The organism is Polynucleobacter sp. UB-Tiil-W10, from assembly GCF_018881605.1.
In the GTDB taxonomy this organism is placed as follows: Bacteria; Pseudomonadota; Gammaproteobacteria; order Burkholderiales; family Burkholderiaceae; genus Polynucleobacter.
On the sequence record NZ_JACVPZ010000001.1, the window covers coordinates 627596 to 645424 of the forward strand.

19 protein-coding genes are annotated in these 17829 nt (G+C 44.9%); 12 read left to right on the forward strand and 7 right to left on the reverse strand.

Annotated features, from left to right (window positions below):
- Positions 1–11: 11 nt before the first annotated feature.
- Positions 12–1682 (reverse strand): MFS transporter, encoded by a 1671-nt coding sequence (locus ICN33_RS03100; RefSeq protein WP_216194446.1) that lies wholly within the window; start codon positions 1680–1682, stop codon positions 12–14.
- A 231-nt stretch (positions 1683–1913) separates the two neighbouring features.
- The gene (locus ICN33_RS03105) at positions 1914–2543 is read right to left on the reverse strand and encodes a trimeric intracellular cation channel family protein (RefSeq protein ID WP_216194449.1); all 630 of its coding nucleotides are present in this window, start codon (positions 2541–2543) and stop codon (positions 1914–1916) included.
- 90 nt (positions 2544–2633) lie between these two features.
- Between ICN33_RS03105 and maiA the strand changes: the two genes are divergently transcribed.
- A complete protein-coding gene (maiA, locus tag ICN33_RS03110; RefSeq protein WP_216194451.1) occupies positions 2634–3314 on the forward strand; it encodes a maleylacetoacetate isomerase in 681 nt (226 codons plus the stop codon).
- Here maiA and ICN33_RS03115 read toward each other — a convergent pair.
- Genes ICN33_RS03115 through ICN33_RS03125 form a run of 3 tightly spaced genes read right to left on the reverse strand, consistent with a single transcriptional unit; the run spans position 3285 to position 6025 of the window.
- Entirely contained in the window at positions 3285–4214 is a 930-nt protein-coding gene (locus ICN33_RS03115) for an AEC family transporter (protein ID WP_216194453.1), read from the reverse strand. The genes maiA and ICN33_RS03115 overlap by 30 nt on opposite strands.
- A gap of 27 nt (positions 4215–4241) precedes the next feature.
- A complete protein-coding gene (locus ICN33_RS03120) occupies positions 4242–4766 on the reverse strand; it encodes a gamma carbonic anhydrase family protein (protein ID WP_216194455.1) in 525 nt (174 codons plus the stop codon).
- A 56-nt stretch (positions 4767–4822) separates the two neighbouring features.
- Positions 4823–6025: an ammonium transporter gene (locus ICN33_RS03125; RefSeq protein WP_216194457.1), complete on the reverse strand. Its 1203-nt coding sequence runs from the start codon at positions 6023–6025 to the stop codon at positions 4823–4825.
- Positions 6026–6162: 137 nt separating this feature from the next.
- Between ICN33_RS03125 and ICN33_RS03130 the strand changes: the two genes are divergently transcribed.
- A complete protein-coding gene (locus tag ICN33_RS03130) occupies positions 6163–6525 on the forward strand; it encodes a Rap1a/Tai family immunity protein (RefSeq protein ID WP_216194459.1) in 363 nt (120 codons plus the stop codon).
- A 47-nt stretch (positions 6526–6572) separates the two neighbouring features.
- Entirely contained in the window at positions 6573–6860 is a 288-nt protein-coding gene (locus ICN33_RS03135) for a glycine zipper domain-containing protein (RefSeq protein ID WP_216194461.1), read from the forward strand.
- 68 nt (positions 6861–6928) lie between these two features.
- On the opposite strand, the gene ICN33_RS03140 is transcribed toward ICN33_RS03135, so the two are convergent.
- Entirely contained in the window at positions 6929–7318 is a 390-nt protein-coding gene (locus ICN33_RS03140; protein ID WP_216194463.1) for an OsmC family protein, read from the reverse strand.
- Between the two features lie 45 nt (positions 7319–7363).
- Positions 7364–7774 carry a rhodanese-like domain-containing protein gene (locus tag ICN33_RS03145; RefSeq protein WP_216194465.1) on the reverse strand — a complete coding sequence of 137 codons (411 nt, stop codon included), beginning with the start codon at positions 7772–7774 and terminating at the stop codon, positions 7364–7366.
- Positions 7775–7832: 58 nt separating this feature from the next.
- On the opposite strand from ICN33_RS03145, the gene ICN33_RS03150 reads away from it, so the two are divergent.
- The 9 genes from ICN33_RS03150 (at position 7833) to ICN33_RS03190 (ending at position 17809) form a co-directional block, all read left to right on the forward strand.
- The gene (locus tag ICN33_RS03150) at positions 7833–9095 is read left to right on the forward strand and encodes a putative Na+/H+ antiporter (RefSeq protein WP_216194467.1); all 1263 of its coding nucleotides are present in this window, start codon (positions 7833–7835) and stop codon (positions 9093–9095) included.
- A gap of 66 nt (positions 9096–9161) precedes the next feature.
- Positions 9162–10508, forward strand: a complete 1347-nt coding sequence (miaB, locus tag ICN33_RS03155) for a tRNA (N6-isopentenyl adenosine(37)-C2)-methylthiotransferase MiaB (RefSeq protein WP_216194469.1) — start codon at positions 9162–9164, stop codon at positions 10506–10508.
- The gene (ybeY, locus tag ICN33_RS03160; RefSeq protein WP_216194470.1) at positions 10498–10971 is read left to right on the forward strand and encodes an rRNA maturation RNase YbeY; all 474 of its coding nucleotides are present in this window, start codon (positions 10498–10500) and stop codon (positions 10969–10971) included. Before miaB ends, ybeY begins: the two co-directional genes overlap by 11 nt.
- Positions 10972–11001: 30 nt before the next feature.
- Positions 11002–11841, forward strand: a complete 840-nt coding sequence (locus tag ICN33_RS03165) for an HlyC/CorC family transporter (RefSeq protein ID WP_216194473.1) — start codon at positions 11002–11004, stop codon at positions 11839–11841.
- A 38-nt stretch (positions 11842–11879) separates the two neighbouring features.
- Positions 11880–13382, forward strand: a complete 1503-nt coding sequence (lnt, locus tag ICN33_RS03170) for an apolipoprotein N-acyltransferase (protein ID WP_216194475.1) — start codon at positions 11880–11882, stop codon at positions 13380–13382.
- Positions 13383–13441: 59 nt separating this feature from the next.
- Complete coding sequence (gene glyQ / locus ICN33_RS03175) at positions 13442–14332, forward strand: glycine--tRNA ligase subunit alpha (protein WP_215391637.1); 891 nt, start codon at positions 13442–13444, stop codon at positions 14330–14332.
- A gap of 27 nt (positions 14333–14359) precedes the next feature.
- Positions 14360–16498 (forward strand): glycine--tRNA ligase subunit beta, encoded by a 2139-nt coding sequence (gene glyS / locus ICN33_RS03180; protein ID WP_216194477.1) that lies wholly within the window; start codon positions 14360–14362, stop codon positions 16496–16498.
- Positions 16495–17067 carry a D-glycero-beta-D-manno-heptose 1,7-bisphosphate 7-phosphatase gene (gmhB, locus tag ICN33_RS03185; RefSeq protein ID WP_216194479.1) on the forward strand — a complete coding sequence of 191 codons (573 nt, stop codon included), beginning with the start codon at positions 16495–16497 and terminating at the stop codon, positions 17065–17067. The genes glyS and gmhB overlap by 4 nt, the downstream gene beginning before the upstream one ends.
- 7 nt (positions 17068–17074) lie before the next feature.
- Positions 17075–17809, forward strand: coding sequence for a 1-acyl-sn-glycerol-3-phosphate acyltransferase (locus ICN33_RS03190; RefSeq protein WP_216194481.1), 735 nt, complete (start codon positions 17075–17077; stop codon positions 17807–17809).
- Positions 17810–17829 lie beyond the last annotated feature (20 nt).

Genomic DNA, 17829 nt, shown 5'->3' on the forward strand with positions numbered 1-17829 from the left:
AGTAAATCCGCTTAGTCACGTGCGTAGATATCTACATCTTTGGTTTCTTTAACAAACAGTGTACCGATTACCAATGTCATCGCAGCGATGATGATTGGGTACCAGAGACCGTAGTAAATATTACCGTTTTGCGCTACCAAGGCGAAGGAGATCGTTGGCAACAAGCCACCGAACCAACCGTTACCAATGTGGTATGGCAAGGACATAGAGGTGTAACGAATGCGGGTTGGGAACATCTCAACCAACATCGCAGCGATTGGGCCATAAACCATGGTTACCAAGATCACCAAGTACACCAACAAGAGCAATACAGCAACGTAGTTAATGCCAGCTGGATCAGCTTTAACTGGATAACCCTCTTTATTTAAAGCATCGCGAATTGCCTTCTTGAACTCAGCATCCTTAGCTTTTGCTTCAGCAGGATCAATTCCCTTGGAGGTATAACCAGGGATTTCAACATCACCAATTTTCACAACTGCAGTAGTGCCAGCTGGAGCTGGAATAGTAGTGTAGCTAGCTGAGTTAGATGCCATCACTTGTTTTGCAATGTCGCAAGAACTAGTGAACTTCGCAGTTCCAGTTGGGTTAAATTGGAATGTACATTCAGCAGGATCAGCTGTAATTGTTGCTGGTGCTGTTGCCATTGCCTTTTCTAACGCAGGGTTAGCAAAGTGAGTTAAAGCATTAAATACGGAAACTGGTGTGTTAGGGATGTAAGTAATTACAGCCAACAACAAGCCTCCCATGATGATTACCTTACGGCCAATCTTGTCTGACAAGCTGCCGAACACTACGAAGAATGGTGTGCCGATTACTAATGAAGCAGCAATCAACAAGTTCGCAGTCTTAGCGTCTACCTTTAATACTTGAGTAAGGTAGAACAAAGCATAAAACTGACCCGTGTACCAAACCACCGCTTGACCTGCAACCAGACCAAACAATGCCAAGATAACAATCTTCAAGTTTTTCCATTGACCGAATGACTCTGTCAAAGGTGCTTTAGACAATTTGCCCTCTTCTTTCATCTTCTTGAAAGCTGGAGATTCATTCATGGACAAGCGAATCCATACAGAAACTGCCAACAAGCCAATAGAAACGATGAAAGGAACACGCCAGCCCCAAACGTCAAAGTCTGGACCAGTGAATTCACGTGTGAACAAAATCACGAGCAAGGAGAGGAACAAGCCCAAAGTAGCTGTTGTCTGAATCCAAGCTGTGTAAGCGCCACGACGGCCATGAGGAGCATGTTCTGCAACATACGTAGCAGCACCGCCGTACTCACCACCCAAAGCTAAACCTTGAAGCATACGCAATGCGATCAAGATGACTGGTGCAGCAACACCGATAGTTGCATAGTTAGGCAGAATACCCACGATGAAAGTTGCGCCACCCATTAACAAGATGGTTACCAAGAAGGTGTATTTACGACCAATCAAATCGCCTAGACGACCAAACACCAACGCGCCAAATGGACGCACGATGAAACCAGCAGCAAACGCTAATAAAGCGAAAATGAAGGCAGAGCCTGCATCTAGGCCAGAGAAGAATTGCTTAGCAATAATTGCCGCAAGTGAACCGTAAAGATAAAAGTCGTACCACTCAAAAACCGTACCTAAAGATGATGCAAAAATAACTTTGCGTTCTTCGGCGGTCATTGGGGCTGCTTTAGTTGATGTTGACATCAGTAGCTCCTAACTATTTTTATTAAATAAAAAACAACGGGTCGATTATGCTTTGAAAAAATTCAAAGAAATCCACTAGTTAGGGTAATTCCCCATCAAATAGGATCGGGGTTTTCCCGAGAAATAGCGAAACTGGAGGCAATTACGCAACATGCACTAGCCCAACCTCTAATGCAAGATTGGTGCTTTTATATAGTGAGAATATAAAAACACGCCGTAAAAATGGCGAAGTTAGCGCGTTTTAGTGATAAACATTTTGGGTACGCGCAGATCCCAGAAAATCGCTGATGCACGTAATCCAAAAATTCCTAGCATGCAAATTACAGAACCTTCGACCACATACTGAGGCAAGAAGTTCAATATCAGAACATATGCACAACATCCCAAAGTCACTGGAATGGCATAAAGCTCATGCGACATGATGAGTGTTTTTCTACCCGCCAATACATCGCGTAATAGGCCGCCGCCAATTGCAGTAACAACACCTAAAATGACAGGCGCTACCGGCAGACCATAACCCATACTCCAAGCCTTGTCAGCACCCTGTATACCAAAGAGTGCTGCACCAAAACCATCGATATAAAGCATCCAGCGATAAATTTGTGGTTGAGTAAAGAAAGATTCTGCGAAGAAGGTAATAACGCTAGCTCCTAGTGCAAGCCAGACATAAATCTGATTCTCGGACCAGAAAACAGGGGCCTCTAAAATGATGTCGCGAATAGTCCCTCCACCGATTGCGGTGATGAGCCCAAGCACCAAAACACCAAAGAGATCCACACCCCGATCTGCAATTGCCAAGACCCCTGTCACAGCAAAAGCCATGGTTGCGATGATGCCAATCCAGAAATTAATGTCTTTCATATCAATTAGTCTAATGCACTTTGTCTGAACGCAGTCTTGAATAACCATCCTGAATATACTGTTAGCTATGAGTGCAAATAAGAGGTTGATATGACCTACAAGCTTTATAGCTTTTGGCGCAGCTCCGCTGCTTTTCGTGTTCGCATTGCCCTTAATCTCAAAGGCATGGATTACGAAATCATTCCCGTACATCTCAGCAAAAATGGCGGGAATCAGTTGAGCGAGGAATACGGCAAGAAAAATCCCAACCGCTTAGTACCCGTTCTGGAAGATGGTGAAAAAAGTATTCATCAATCCTTAGCGATGATTGAATATCTTGAAGAGGTGAAGCCCGAACCTCCCCTCTTACCAACCTTGGCTATTGATCGAGCATGGGTACGCGCACTTGCAATGGATATTGCCTGCGATATTCACCCCATCAACAATGTGCGGGTGTTACGTTACCTCATCAAAAAACTAGGCATTAGTAGTGAGGCAAAGGATGAGTGGTATCAGCATTGGGTCAAGACTGGATTAGAAAGTTTAGAAAAGCAATTAAGCAGTGACGCTAGGGTCGGGAAATTTGCCTATGGCGATCAACCAGGCTTAATTGATCTTTGCTTAGTTCCCCAACTATTTAACGCGCTCAGCGCAAAAGTAGATGTAAGCCCCTACCCAACCCTCATGCGAATCTTTCATGAGTGCATGAAATTACCTGCTTTTATAAACGCCTCTTGGGAAAGACAAATTGATGCAGAGGGCTTAAACCCCGTTGCTCCACCACAGGAATAATGAGAGTGTGAGTAATGAGCTCACGGTTGTAATCAATACCACTCTAGAAATAACGCTACCGTCTGCTTTGTAATACTGCGCCAACATAAAAGGTCCAGTACCAGTAGGCAGTGCACTCAAAATCACAATTGCACTGACCCATAATCCAGGCAAATCTAAAATGGGTGATGCAATTACCCAGGCAATCAAGGGCTGAAGAAAGAGCTTTGCAAAACTAATACCCCAAGCTTGCGTTGGAGCTGCAGTGTTTTTTTGTATGAGAAATAAACCAATTGAAACCAGCGCACAAGGAGTCGATGCTGCCGCCAAGAATGCAATCACTTGTGCAATTGGATCATACAAAGTCAGGCCACTAGCGGCCCATGCCAAACCAGCAACTGGGGCAATTAATAATGGATTAGTACAGAGAGATTTAATGACGCTCAGAACAATCTCATGTGACCTCTTATGCGACAAGATGCCGATCTCAATCAGAACTGTCGCTAAAGCGAACATCACAAACACAATGAAGGTGGAAATAATCGCTGGTGCCAAACCATCTTGACCAAGGGCCAGTGCGCACAAAGGAATGCCCATATACCCTGTATTTGAATAAGAGGCGCTAAGACCATCGAAGCTAGCTGATGCCAAATCTCGACTACGCATGAAGCTCATCAAGAGCACCAGAATAAAAACAATTAAACAGCTTAGAAAAAAAGCGGTAATAAAGCCAGGCTGCCAAAGCGTTTGCCAGCCGCTATTAGCGGCGAAATTAAAGAGTTGCGCAGGTAATGCTAACCAAACAACAAAGCGATTTAGCTCAATCGAAGCGTTTATACCCAGCTTACCCGTCCGCCCTCCAACATACCCAATCAGAATGAGTAAAAAGACTGGAAGAACTACATTAAATACGTAGAGCAAAATATTTAATATGCAAAAGTTAGAGTGTTAGGAAATCTTTTTCAGCGTCTTTACGTAGCGCTGTGCATTTTTGACATAACGTCCGGCGATATCATGAATTCCGGCAATTTGTTCTAGAGTTAGTTCTTTGACCGCTTTGGCAGGTGTTCCTAAAATCATGGAACCATCCGGAAATTCTTTTCCCTCTGTAACGAGCGCGCCCGCACCAACCAAACAGTTTTTTCCAATCTTGGCACCATTCAAAATAACCGCACCAATTCCGATAAGACTACCGTCTCCAATATGGCAACCATGCAACATCACTTGATGACCGACAGTGACATGCTTACCAATGATCAGCGGATAACCTGGGTCGGTATGCAGGACAGAAGCGTCTTGCACATTACTACCCTCTCCGATTTGAATGAGATCGTTATCGCCACGAATAACTACCTTTGGCCAAATGCTCGCATCTTGATGAAGTACAACTTTGCCGATCACTTCTGCGCTCTCGGCAACCCAAGCACCCTCAGCTAATTGTGGGGCGTTTCCGTCTAGTTCAAATATAGCCATGATTCATTATAGGTACGAATCTGGCTATAGATGAATGACCTCACACCAAGAAAGCACTACCAGTTAGGCTCGCGATCTGGGGTAGAGGAAATACGGTGCACACTTAAATCAGCGCCTTCGTATTCCTCTTCTTGTGACATCCGAATACCCAAGAATGCTTTCAGGGCGCCATAAACAACAAAACCGCCGACCAGTGCGATACCCACTCCCAATGCACTGCCCATCAGTTGACCAGTAAAGGTAACGCCACCGATTCCGCCCAGAGCCTTGCTGCCGAAGATGCCTGCGGCCAATCCACCCCAAAGCCCGCATAAACCATGCAAAGGCCAAACACCGAGAACATCATCAATCTTCCAGCGGTTTTGCACCAAAGTAAACATATAGACAAACAAAGCACCAGCGACCAAACCAACAAATAAAGCACCTAAAGGATGCATTAAATCTGAGCCTGCGCAAACCGCAACCAAACCAGCCAGCGGGCCGTTGTATGTAAAACCAGGATCATTGCGACCCACCACCCAAGCAGCCAATGTTCCACCAACCATCGCCATTAGTGAGTTCATCGCAACCAAGCCGCTGATCTTATCAATCGCTTGTGCGCTCATCACATTAAAACCAAACCAACCTACCGCCAAAATCCAGGCACCCAAAGCTAAGAAAGGAATGCTTGAAGGTGGATGAGCAGAGATTTGACCGTCTTTTGTGTAACGGCCACGACGTGCGCCCAGTAGAATGACCGCTGGCAAGGCGGTCCATCCGCCTACCGCATGAACCACTACTGACCCAGCAAAGTCATGAAACTCTTCACCAGTAAAACCTTTAATCCAAGCTTGAATGCCGTAATGTTGATTCCAGGCAATGCCTTCGAAGAAGGGGTAGACAAAACCTACCAATACAAAAGTAGCAATTAACTGAGGATTAAATTTGGCTCGCTCTGCAATGCCGCCAGAAATAATTGCGGGAATTGCGGCAGCAAAAGTCAGCAAGAAGAAAAACTTCACTAACTCATAACCGTTCTTCTCTGCCAACAACTCCGCGCCAGAGAAAAAGTTCACTCCATAAGCAATGCTGTAACCGATAAAAAAATACGCAATAGTGGAAACCGCAAAGTCCACCAAGATTTTGACCAGAGCATTTACTTGGTTTTTCTTGCGTACTGTTCCCAACTCCAAGAACGCAAAGCCGGCGTGCATGGCAAGAACCATAATGGCGCCGAGCAAGATAAATAAGGCATCGCTGCCTGACTTCAAAGTTTCCATGAAATTTCCCCTCTTATTTTTTGCATCATTATGGGGAATTCAATAACCCAAATAAGTGCACAATGCACTTATTTAGTGCATTAATAGGGCTTATTTATGGTTTATCATATTTTTTACACACACCTAAGGGAGAACCCATGAAAAAATTCCTCGTTGCATTAGCCACTTTGGCTGCATTTTCAGGCCTTGCTCAAGCACAAGAAACCATCAAAGTTTTGAGCACGCAAGAACTGGCCAATACCTGCAAACTCCCAGCAAGCCCAGAATCACGTAGCTTTTGTATTGGCTTTACGACTTCTGTTTATGAAACCTATCTAGCAACGCGTCACCCACAACGTGCAAAGCCATTTATTTGCGTTAAGCAACCAGCACCAGCACGCGACGAAGTTATTGCTGATTTCGTGAAATTTGCACAAAGCACTCCACAAGTTGCAGACAAGCCAGCAGCAGGCGTTTTCTTGGGCTTCTTAGGGTCACGCTTCCCTTGCGCTAGAAAATAATCTAAACAACTTAGCCAAACTAATACACATTCAAAGGATCAATTGAGATGAAAAAAATTATCGCAATTACTGCAGCAACTTTAGCAATCGCTGGTTGCTCAAACATGAGCAACACTGAGCAACGCACACTTTCAGGCGCAGGCATTGGCGCTGCAGCCGGAGCTGTTGGTACCGCAATCTTTCACGGCAATCCGATCTGGGGTGCGGTTGGTGGTGCAGCAGTTGGTGCAGCGTCTGGTTACGTCTACGATGCATACAAGAAAAATGAAGGCGCTAATTACAATGCTGGTTATAACGCTGGCAAAAATAATCAGCCAGCTAACGCGCCTAACTAAGGCATCAAACTAAGCTCAAACATTCGACCTTCTCGGGCCGAAGTTTGACAACACGAACCCAGCTTGTATTAATTTACTAGCTGGGTTTTTATTTGAATCTGTCCCGCCAAAGCCTTATGTATTGGGCACTTCTCTGCAATCTCTAGTAGGCGCTCTTTTTCTTCCTCGCTCAAATTACCTTGTAACTGAATTTCACGGGAGAATGTTTCAACGTCATCAGATCTCTCAATATCAACCGTCACAATCGCATTTTCTAATTTCATTTCCTTACGCCCAGCGTACATCTTTAAAGTCATGGATGTACAGGCAGCTAAAGCTGCGCCAAGATACTCATGAGGACTTGGGCCAGTACCCGAGCCCCCTTTAGAAACTTCAGCATCAGATAAAAAATGTAAATCACCAGCAGTTAATTTCTGCTGAAGCGGGCCTTGGCCAAACTGCGAAACAACTTTTCTCATAATGCTCCTAAAAAATATTCTGATAGTTTAAATTTCAGAATGACTTTAACCGGAATGGGATTTGCTTGCTTTTTCTACGATGGGCAATTGCGCATTCTTCCACGCACTAAAGCCACCCGCCAAATGACAAATATTAGGGACACCCATTCTCTTTAAAGTTTGAGTTGCCAATGCTGAACGCCATGCAGAGGCGCAATACAACACCAAACGCTTTCCTTCACCAAATACTGACTTGTAATAAGGGCTATCAGGATCAACCCAAAACTCCAACATTCCTCTTGGGGCGTGTAGGGCATTCGGAATCATGCCTTCTCGCTCTAATTCTCTTATGTCGCGAATATCCACAAATATAGAATTTGGATCATCCAATAACAGCTTCGCTTTTTCCATGGGGAGCGTCTCTATTTCAGCCATTGCCCCCTCAATAAGCTCCTGATATCCAATCTTTAATTTCACCAAAATCCCCTAAATTAACAATGTCATAAGCCCATTAAGCACCTGCTACCATTCTGCTATGAACTTTACCCCTACAGAACTTGGCGCAAGCTTTATTTTTGCAGTTGCAGTGTTGCATACCTTTTGCACGGGATATTTTGAATCTATTGCCAAAAAATCACCACGTCATGCAGGCTTATGGCATCTCCTAGGCGAAGTTGAGATTGTTTTTGGATTTTGGGCAGCCATCTTAATTATTTTCATCTCCCTACAAGATGACTTAAATACTGCTAAAGACTTTTTAAATAAACGCAATTTCACAGAACCGCTCTTTGTCTTTGCCATCATGATTGTGGCTGGCACAAAACCTATTCTTCAAATTTCTACCCAAATTTTGCATGCGTTAGCCAAAGGACTGCAATATGTATTTCGCATCCGAAGCGCTCCCGCTTTATATTTTTTAACTCTCGGGGCTACGCCACTCTTAGGCTCTCTAATTACCGAGCCAGCAGCGATGACCTTGGCTGCTTTTTTATTACGTGATCTAGTCTATCGCCACCAATGCACCAAAACACTGCTATTTGGAACTCTTGGTGTTCTATTTGTAAATATTTCTATTGGGGGTACGCTCACTAACTTTGCTGCTCCACCCGTTCTCATGGTGGCCTCTACTTGGGGGTGGAGCTCAGCTTTTATGTTTAGCAACTTTGGCCTAGAGTCTTGTATTGCAATTTTCATCAATGCCCTCGCTGCCACCCTTCTATTTCATCGCCAACTGATTGAGCCGAACGAAAATAAAAAGGAATCGAAGATTCCATTAGCAGTAATTTTGATGCACCTACTGTTCTTATTTGGAGTAGTTTTCTTTGCACACGATCCTATTATTTTTATGTGGATCCTGCTCTTTTTTATTGGTTACACGACAGCCTATCCAAAACATCAAAGCCCTCTCATTCTAAAAGAAGCGCTTTTAGTGGGATTCTTCTTGGGCGGCTTAGTAGTATTGGGCGCTTTACAGGGATGGTGGCTACAACCCATTCTTGAAATGATGAGCCCCACTGCAGTCTTTTACGGCAGCCTGATACTGACAGCTTTCACAGACAATGCCGCGCTCACCTATTTAGGATCACTGGTGACTGGCACTTCCCCGGAGTTCAAGCTAGCCTTAGTGGGTGGGGCGGTGGCCGGTGGTGGCCTAACGGTTATTGCCAATGCGCCTAATCCAGCAGGTATTGCAATCTTGCGTAGCCACTTCCCCGGAAATACGGTTTCAGCGCTATATCTATTGATTGCTGCCATCCCTCCCACAATCGTGGCAATCTTAGCCCTACGACTGATCTAAGACCTAAATTGAGTTTGGGCAGTAAACTCTGAGCTTCGCCCCCAGCTATAAACCTGAGAACGGCATATGAAAAAGCTCTACATCAAAACCTTTGGCTGTCAAATGAACGAGTATGACTCGGGGAAAATGGCAGACCTCTTACATGCCGACGAAGGCATGGTCATGACAGATCGGCCTGAAGATGCCGACGTCGTCCTTCTCAACACTTGCTCCATTCGAGAAAAAGCAGAAGATAAAGTCTTTTCAGATTTAGGTCGACTACGCGAGCTGAAGAAAACAAAACCAAACTTACTGATTGGCGTTGGCGGTTGCGTGGCCAGCCAAGAAGGCCAACAAATTGTTAGCCGCGCTCCTTATGTTGACGTTGTCTTCGGGCCTCAAACACTCCATCGCTTATCCGACCTCCTTGCAGAGCGACGTAAAACCGGTGTTTCTCAAGTAGATATTTCTTTTCCAGAAATTGAGAAGTTTGATCACTTGCCTGCCTCACGCCAAACGCGGGGCTCCGCTTATGTCTCCATCATGGAAGGTTGCTCCAAATACTGCAGCTACTGTGTTGTGCCCTATACGCGCGGCGAAGAAGTCTCAAGACCATTTGACGATGTACTTACTGAAGTGGCAGGCCTTGCTAGCAAAGGCGTGAAAGAAATTGTTCTCCTCGGTCAAAACGTCAATGCTTATCTGGGCAAAATGGGTGACACCGAAGAAATCGCTGACTTTGCATTACTCATTGAATACATTGCTGAAATTCCTGGGGTTGAGCGTATTCGATTTACCACTAGCCACCCTAAAGAATTTACGCAACGTCTCATCGACGTCTACGCAAAAGTGCCTAAACTTGTAAGTCACCTACATCTCCCCGTACAGCATGGATCGGATGTCATGCTGTCTGCGATGAAGCGTGGCTATACAGCAGTAGAATTCAAAAGCATTATCCGTAAGATGCGTGCCGTTCGCCCTGACCTCACTTTATCGAGTGATTTCATTGTGGGCTTTCCAGGCGAAACAGAAGCTGACTTTGAAAAGCTTTTAAAGATGGTGAAAGAGTTGAACTTTGATAACAGCTTTTGCTTTATCTTTAGCCCACGTCCAGGCACACCAGCAGCCAACCTCAGCGATGACACGCCATACGAAGTAAAACTTAAGCGCCTACAAACCCTATTAGCATTGGTTGAAGGGCAAGCGAATGCAATTAGCCAAAAAATGCTGGGCAATACAGAAAGAGTACTAATCGAGGGTCTTGCAAAAGATGGCATTAATTTACAAGGCCGCGCTGAAAATAATCGTGTGATCCATTTTGCGGCACCCGATCAAGATATTGAGAATCTCATCGGCCAGATAGTGGATATTCGCATTACTGAAGTCCTCAATTACACCCTCAGAGGTGAGCTGGTAGAGGCACATGTCCACTAAAAATAAAACAGCCTCTCTAAAACTGACAATTGATCTGCAATATGCCAGTCCTGCGATTGAGTCCAGCCTCAGCAAAATTGCCTCCCCTGCTCTATTAAAAAAATGGGTCAAGAGCGCCATCACTATTGGCGGTTTAGTTACCCTACGCTTCGTTAATACTGCAGAGGGTAAAAAGTTGAACTTGGCTTTTCGTCAGAAGGATTACGCCACCAATGTTTTAACCTTCCCTTATGAGTTATCCAAAAATACTTTAGTGGCTGACATTATTTTTTGCCTACCAGTGCTGCAAAAAGAGGCTAAGGAGCAAAGTAAGTCACTGAAAGCCCATTTGGCGCACTTAATTGTGCACGGCTGTCTTCATTCCCAAGGTCATGATCATGAATTAGTGCGTGATGCTAACAAAATGGAGGCATTAGAAATCCAAATTCTCCAGAAATTGGGCTTTACTAACCCCTATTCTTGATTTGCCATATTTCTAAGCTATTCTTGCTATATGCCTGACCCCAATAAATCCCTTTTAGACCGCTTGGCTCATTTTTTAAGTCCTGAACCAGCGGAACCTAGCGAACGCCGTCAAGAACTGATCGAAACCCTACGCGAAGCACAATCCGAAGGTTTAATAGATGCCGATGCCCTCTCGATGATTGAAGGTGTTTTTCAGGTAGGGCAATTGTGTGCCCGTGACATTCTTGTACCTCGCGCTCAAATTGACTGGATTGATATCAACCAAGCGCTTCCTGAAATTATCAAGAGCGTGATCGAAGCTGCACACTCCCGTTTTCCAGTATTTGAAGGTAGTCGAGATAATGTCATTGGCATTTTGTTGGCTAAAGATTTATTACGTCACGCCACTGAAAAAGACTTTCAAGTACGCGATTGGTTGCGCCCAGCCGTTTTCATCCCAGAATCCAAACGCCTCAGCGTCTTATTGCGAGACTTTAAAGATAATCGCAATCATTTAGCCGTAGTGGTCGATGAATACAGTGGTGTAGCCGGAATCATTACTATCGAAGATGTGCTCGAGCAAATCGTTGGCGATATTGAAGATGAGCATGATGTTGATGAAGAGGCGGATAACCTTATTGCTTTAGATAATGGTGACATTCGCGTCAAGGGAATTACTGAGCTCGAACAATTTAATGAAATGCTTGGTACGCATTTTGAAGTTGAAGATATTGAAACAGTTGCAGGTTTAGTCATTCAACATTTAGGCCGCGTTCCCAAAATGGGCGAGCTCATTGAGATTGATGGCATTGAATTTGAAGTACAACGTGCCGACCCAAGACAAATTCATATTCTGCTTGCACGACAAATTAATAAAAAATCTGACTGAAATTCACATTGTTAGATTCGCGCCCTTATCAAGCCCGTATGAGCATTAGAATTTTCTTAGTCTTTAGTTTGTTTATATTAGGCGCAAGTCTTGCGGCTATTGCCGAGCTGCCTTACGGCGGATGGATTCAAATACCCGTTTTAAGTCTTCTCTGGTGGCGTCTTGATCATCAACAATCCACCTCCTTAATCAAAAAATTCGCCCTAGGCCTCTCATTTGGCATCGGCTATTTTGTTGTCGGTCTCTGGTGGCTTTACATTAGTCTGCACGATGTTGGCGGGATGAACGCGCTTCTTGCTTGCATGGGCGTGCTTCTACTCTCCGCTTATGTAGCCCTCTATTTTTCCTTAGCAACATTAGCAATTCCGCTGTTAAAAACAAATCGCCTGTCTGGCCTATTTTTGGCATCTAGCTGGGTGCTTGCAGAATTTCTGCGTGGCTACATCTTTACCGGATTTCCTTGGATGGGTTTTGCTGAAACTCAGTTCAATGGCCCATTTGCGCCCATCGCGCCTTTTTTTGGTGGTCTAGCCTGCACCTTCCTGGTGGTATGGACTTCCTGGGAAATTTACCAACTTCGCAAGCATGTACTTTCTAGTGCACTACTGATCGCATCTGTCATCGTTATCACGCAATTTGCCAGTTTCTTTACTTTCACAAAGCCAACTGGAGAACCTATCAGCGTTCGATTGATTCAAGGTAACTTTGAGCAAACTTTGAAATTCAACCCCCAAGCCATTGGCCGGCAAATTGATTTTTATGCAGGAGCAATTACTAAAGAAGCGGCTAATCTCATCATCATTCCTGAGACTGCGTTTCCATGGCCACTTCCCAATTTACCAATTGGCTTAGTCGAGTACTTACAAAATTTTTCAAATAACAGTGGTAGCAATGTTTTACTTGGCTTGATCGGTGAAGTGCCGGGAGAGAGCGGGATGCAGTACTCGAATCGTGCAACCGGGCTCTCTCCAAATACCGCTCCCTATCAATACGATAAGGCCCATCTCGTGCCCTTCGGAGAATTTATTCCTCCAGGCTTTCAGTGGTTTGTCAAAGCCTTTCATGTGCCAATGAGTGACTTCGCTAGAGGGCGACTGGATCAATCACCATTTACGATTGCGCGCAAAGGTCAAGAAGAGATTCATGCTGCCATTACGATTTGTTATGAAGATGTATTTGGTGGCGAATTAGCCTCTCGCATTCAGCAAAGCGATAAGCCAGTAAACCTTCTCATCAATATGACTAATCTCGCTTGGTTTGGAGAGTCGCAAGCATCTACTCAACAGCTTAGACTTTCGCAACTGCGCTCTCTAGAAACTGGGCTTCCCGCCTTACGCGCTACTAATACAGGGATTACTGCGGTTCTCGGCTCTGATGGCAAAGTGCTCCAAGCACTCCCTGAATTTACCCAAGCCACGCTCAGCACCCAAGTCCAGGCCTATTCTGGCAAAACGCCTTATGTAATTTGGGGAAATTTACCGATTTTGGGTATTTCTTGCCTACTGCTCCTCTGGGGTCTGATTCGTCATAGACGTTTTTAAGCATTTTTAACTCCCGAGCGCCCTAGCCATGTAAAATCAACGGCTTAGCCAGGTTAAACATGCTTACTTTTCAGCAAATCATTCTCAAACTTCAAGATTATTGGGACCAACAAGGTTGTGCCCTATTGCAACCCATTGACCTCGAGGTTGGTGCAGGTACATCCCATACTGCAACCTTCTTACGCGCCATTGGTCCTGAGCCGTGGAAGGCAGCTTACGTTCAGCCATCCCGCCGACCAAAAGATGGTCGCTATGGCGAGAACCCAAATCGTTTGCAACACTACTACCAATACCAAGTAGTACTTAAACCAGCCCCTGAAAATATTCTCGATCTCTATTTAGGCTCCCTCGCCGCTTTAGGCTTAGACCTTAAAGAGAATGATGTCCGCTTTGTAGAAGACGACTGGGAAAACCCAACTTTGGGCGCCTGGGGTCTTGGCTGGGAGGTTTGGTTGAACGGCATGGAAGTCACTCAATTTACGTACTTCCAGCAAGTGGGTGGTTTAGATTGCAAGCCTGTTCTTGGTGAGATCACCTATGGTATCGAACGTTTAGCAATGTACATCCAGAATTGCTCGAACGTATATGACTTAGTGTGGGCCGATGGCATCTCTTATGGTGATGTATATCACCAGAATGAAGTTGAGCAATCTTGTTATAACTTTGAACACTCTAATGCCGATTTGCTCTTTGCTAATTTTACTAATTACGAAAGTGAAGCCAAGCGCTTGATGGAGGTTCCATTAGCACTACCTGCTTATGAAATGGTTCTGAAAGCTGCGCATACATTTAATCTGCTGGATGCTCGTGGCGCTATCTCGGTTACAGAGCGTGCAGCCTATATCGGCCGCATTCGCAATCTTTCTCGTGCAGTTGCTCAAGCCTACTTTGAGTCTAGAGAAAAACTGGGCTTCCCAATGTGTCAACGTCAAGCTAAAGCGCAGGCTTAAGCACATCGAGATTTCTGCATTCCATTTATGAGTACATCTAATTCAAAACCGCAATCAGCTACTTTATTGATTGAGGTATTTACTGAAGAACTTCCGCCAAAGTCATTGCGTCGCTTAGGTGATGCATTTAGCGAAGGTATCTTTGCAGCACTTAAAGCTGCCGGCTTAGCATCTGATTTATCCAAAGTCACTGGCTTTGCCACACCTCGCCGATTGGCCGTTCAAGTGACCGATGTTCTTGATCAAGCGCCAGACTTTCCAGTGCGTGAAAAATTACTACCAACTAGCATTGCATTTGATGCTGAAGGCAAAGCCACTCCACCTTTACTCAAAAAATTAGGTGCTCTTGGGTATGCCGATATTGATTTGACCACTTTAGAAAAAGCTGGCGAAGGTAAGAATGAGGCTCTCTACCTGAATGTCGTCGCTAAAGGTGCCGCACTTGCGCAAACAGCACAAGCTGCCCTTGAACAAACATTGAACAAGCTACCCATTGCCAAAATGATGCATTACCAAGTACTGCAGAAGGATGGCCAATTGGCTGATGTGCAATTTGCTCGTCCTGCTCACCGTATTATTGCGCTTCATGGTGGCACCACTTTAAATATCAGCGCCCTGGGTATTGATGCAGCCAATCAAACTGAGGGGCATCGTTTTCTAGCTCCCGGTCTAGTTACCATAACCAGTGCAGACCAATACGAAGTAGATTTGCAATCCAAGGCGAAGATTATTCCTAGTTTTAATCAGCGTCGTGCGCAAATTGAAACTGCCCTTTTGAAAGCAGCTGGTGATGATTTAGTGTTGATGCCAGACAGCCTTCTAGATGAAGTAACAGCTCTCGTTGAGTGGCCAGCCATCTACGAATGCCATTTTGATCAAGAATTCTTGGAAGTCCCACAAGAGTGCTTGATTTTGACAATGCAAACTAATCAAAAGTACTTTGCATTAACAGACAAGCAAGGCAAATTACGTAATCGCTTTTTGATTGTTTCAAATATCGAAACTAGTAAGCCCGATGCCATCATCTCAGGCAATGAGCGTGTTGTTCGCCCACGCCTTTCTGATGCCCGCTTTTTCTTCCAGCAAGATCAAAAGCGCCCATTAGCTTCCCGTGTGGCAGATCTTGGCAAGGTGGTCTATCACAATCAATTAGGCAATCAATTGGATCGCACCAAGCGTGTTCAAGGACTTGCTGTGGGTATCGCTAAAAAACTAGGTGCTGATGAACAACTAGCCTCCCGCGCTGCGGAAATTGCTAAAACAGACTTATTAACCGATATGGTTGGTGAGTTTCCAGAATTGCAAGGAATCATGGGTCGCTATTATTCTACGCATGATGGTGAGAATGCAGAGGTCGCTAGCGCTTGTAGCGAACACTATATGCCACGCTTTGCAGGCGATGCTCTTCCGCAAACCCAAACCGGTACGATCTTAGCAATTGCTGACAAACTAGAAACTCTGGTTGGTATTTGGGGTGTTGGACTTGCTCCTACTGGTGATAAAGACCCTTATGCCCTTCGTCGTCATGCCTTGGGTATTTGCCGTTTGCTCTTAGAAAAAAATCTTTCTCTTAATTTGCCTGAATTAATTGAGCTGGCTCGCGCACAGTTTCCGCAAGCAGACGTACAAGAGAAAGCAAAAGCTGCTGATATTTACGCATTTATTATCGATCGCTTACGTGCCTATTTGCGTGACCAGTCGGTTGCCGGTAAAGCATTTACCAGCGCAGAGATTGATGCCGTCTTGAGTCAAGACCCCGCGCAAATTAATGATTTGATCAAGCGCCTGACTGCCTTACGTGAATTTAATGCTCTCGTAGAAGCTGCTCAACTGGCTGCTGCTAATAAGCGTATTAGCAATATCCTCAAGAAAACTACTACTGCGATTCCTGAAACTTGCTCAGTAACATTACTGCAAATTCCAGCTGAGGTAGCATTGCATCAGGCATTAGAAGCAGTCACCCCCGTACTCAATGGGGCCTATGAACAACGTCAGTTTGTTGAACTCCTGAGATCTCTCGTAGCTTTAAGTGGGCCAATTGATCAATTCTTTGCCGATGTCATGGTAATGGATCCTAATCCTGAACTACGTGACAACCGCCTAGCCCTCCTGCAACAACTTCACCAGAAAATGAATCTCGTTGCCGATCTCGGCAAATTAGCATGAGCACTAGCTCCCCTAAATTAATCATTCTTGATCGCGATGGTGTGATCAATGAAGATAGCGATGAGTATGTGAAGTCGGTAGATGAATGGATTCCCCTTCCAGGAAGTTTGGAAGCAATTGCTTTGTTAAATCAAGCAGGCTATCAAATTGCTATCGCAACCAATCAGTCTGGTCTCTCAAGAGGCTACTTCACAATCACTGATTTGCATGCCATGCACAGCAAGATGGATGCCCTGCTAAAACCATTAGGTGGCCGTATCGACAGTATCTTTTTTTGCCCTCATCAGGACGCACATCAGTGTGATTGCCGTAAACCTGCACCAGGTATGATGAAGGAAATTGCGTTGCGCTACAAGAAGACGGATAGCATCAAGCCACTGACAGGAGTTCCGGTAGTAGGAGATTCATTACGCGATCTTCAGGCTGGGGCTGTTTTGGGCGCTACGCCACATTTAGTTCTAACCGGCAAGGGTGAAACAACTCTTGCAAAAGGTAAGTTGCCAGAAGGGACGCAAATCCATGCTGATCTCCTGGCTTTTGCAAATGCACTTCTAGAGAATAAGGTTTAGACCAATCGTGAAATTGATTCGCTCCATCCTCTTCGCCTTATTTTTATTGGTGTTCACGCCAATCTGGTCAGTGTTGTGCATGATCGCCTTTCCATTTCTAAGCCCTGAAAACCGCTATACCTTTATTGGGCTCTGGAACAAAGTTGTTATCGCTCTATTAAAACCACTATGCGGTATTCATTATGAAATTCGCGGAATGGAAAACATGCGGGCCGTTCTCAATGAACGCGTCATCATCCTGAGCAAACATCAGTCTGCTTACGAAACGATTGCTTACATCGCATTGCTACCAAAACAACTCTGCTTCGTCTTTAAGCGTGAATTACTCTGGATTCCATTTTTTGGCTGGGCTTTAGCATTACTAAAGATGATCCACATTAATCGCTCAAATAAGCAGACGGCAGCGCATTCTGTGGCGACCCAAGGTCGCAAACGTTTGAGCGAGGGCAAATGGATTATGCTTTTTCCAGAGGGAACTAGGACGCCTACCGGCTCAAATAAGCCTTATCGCAAAGGCGGTACACGCCTCGCTAGCGCTACTGATGCCTTAGTTATCCCGATTGCACACAATGCTGGCCGCTGCTGGCCAAAGAATAGTTTTATCAAGCAACCAGGTACCGTCATTTTTTCAATTGGACCAGCCATTAGCTCAAAGAATAAATCCGCAGAGCAGCTCCAAAAGGAAGTGGAAGATTGGATTGAGACTGAAATGCGCGTAATCGACCCCAGCGCTTATCAATAAAACTATCAGAAGGTATTAAA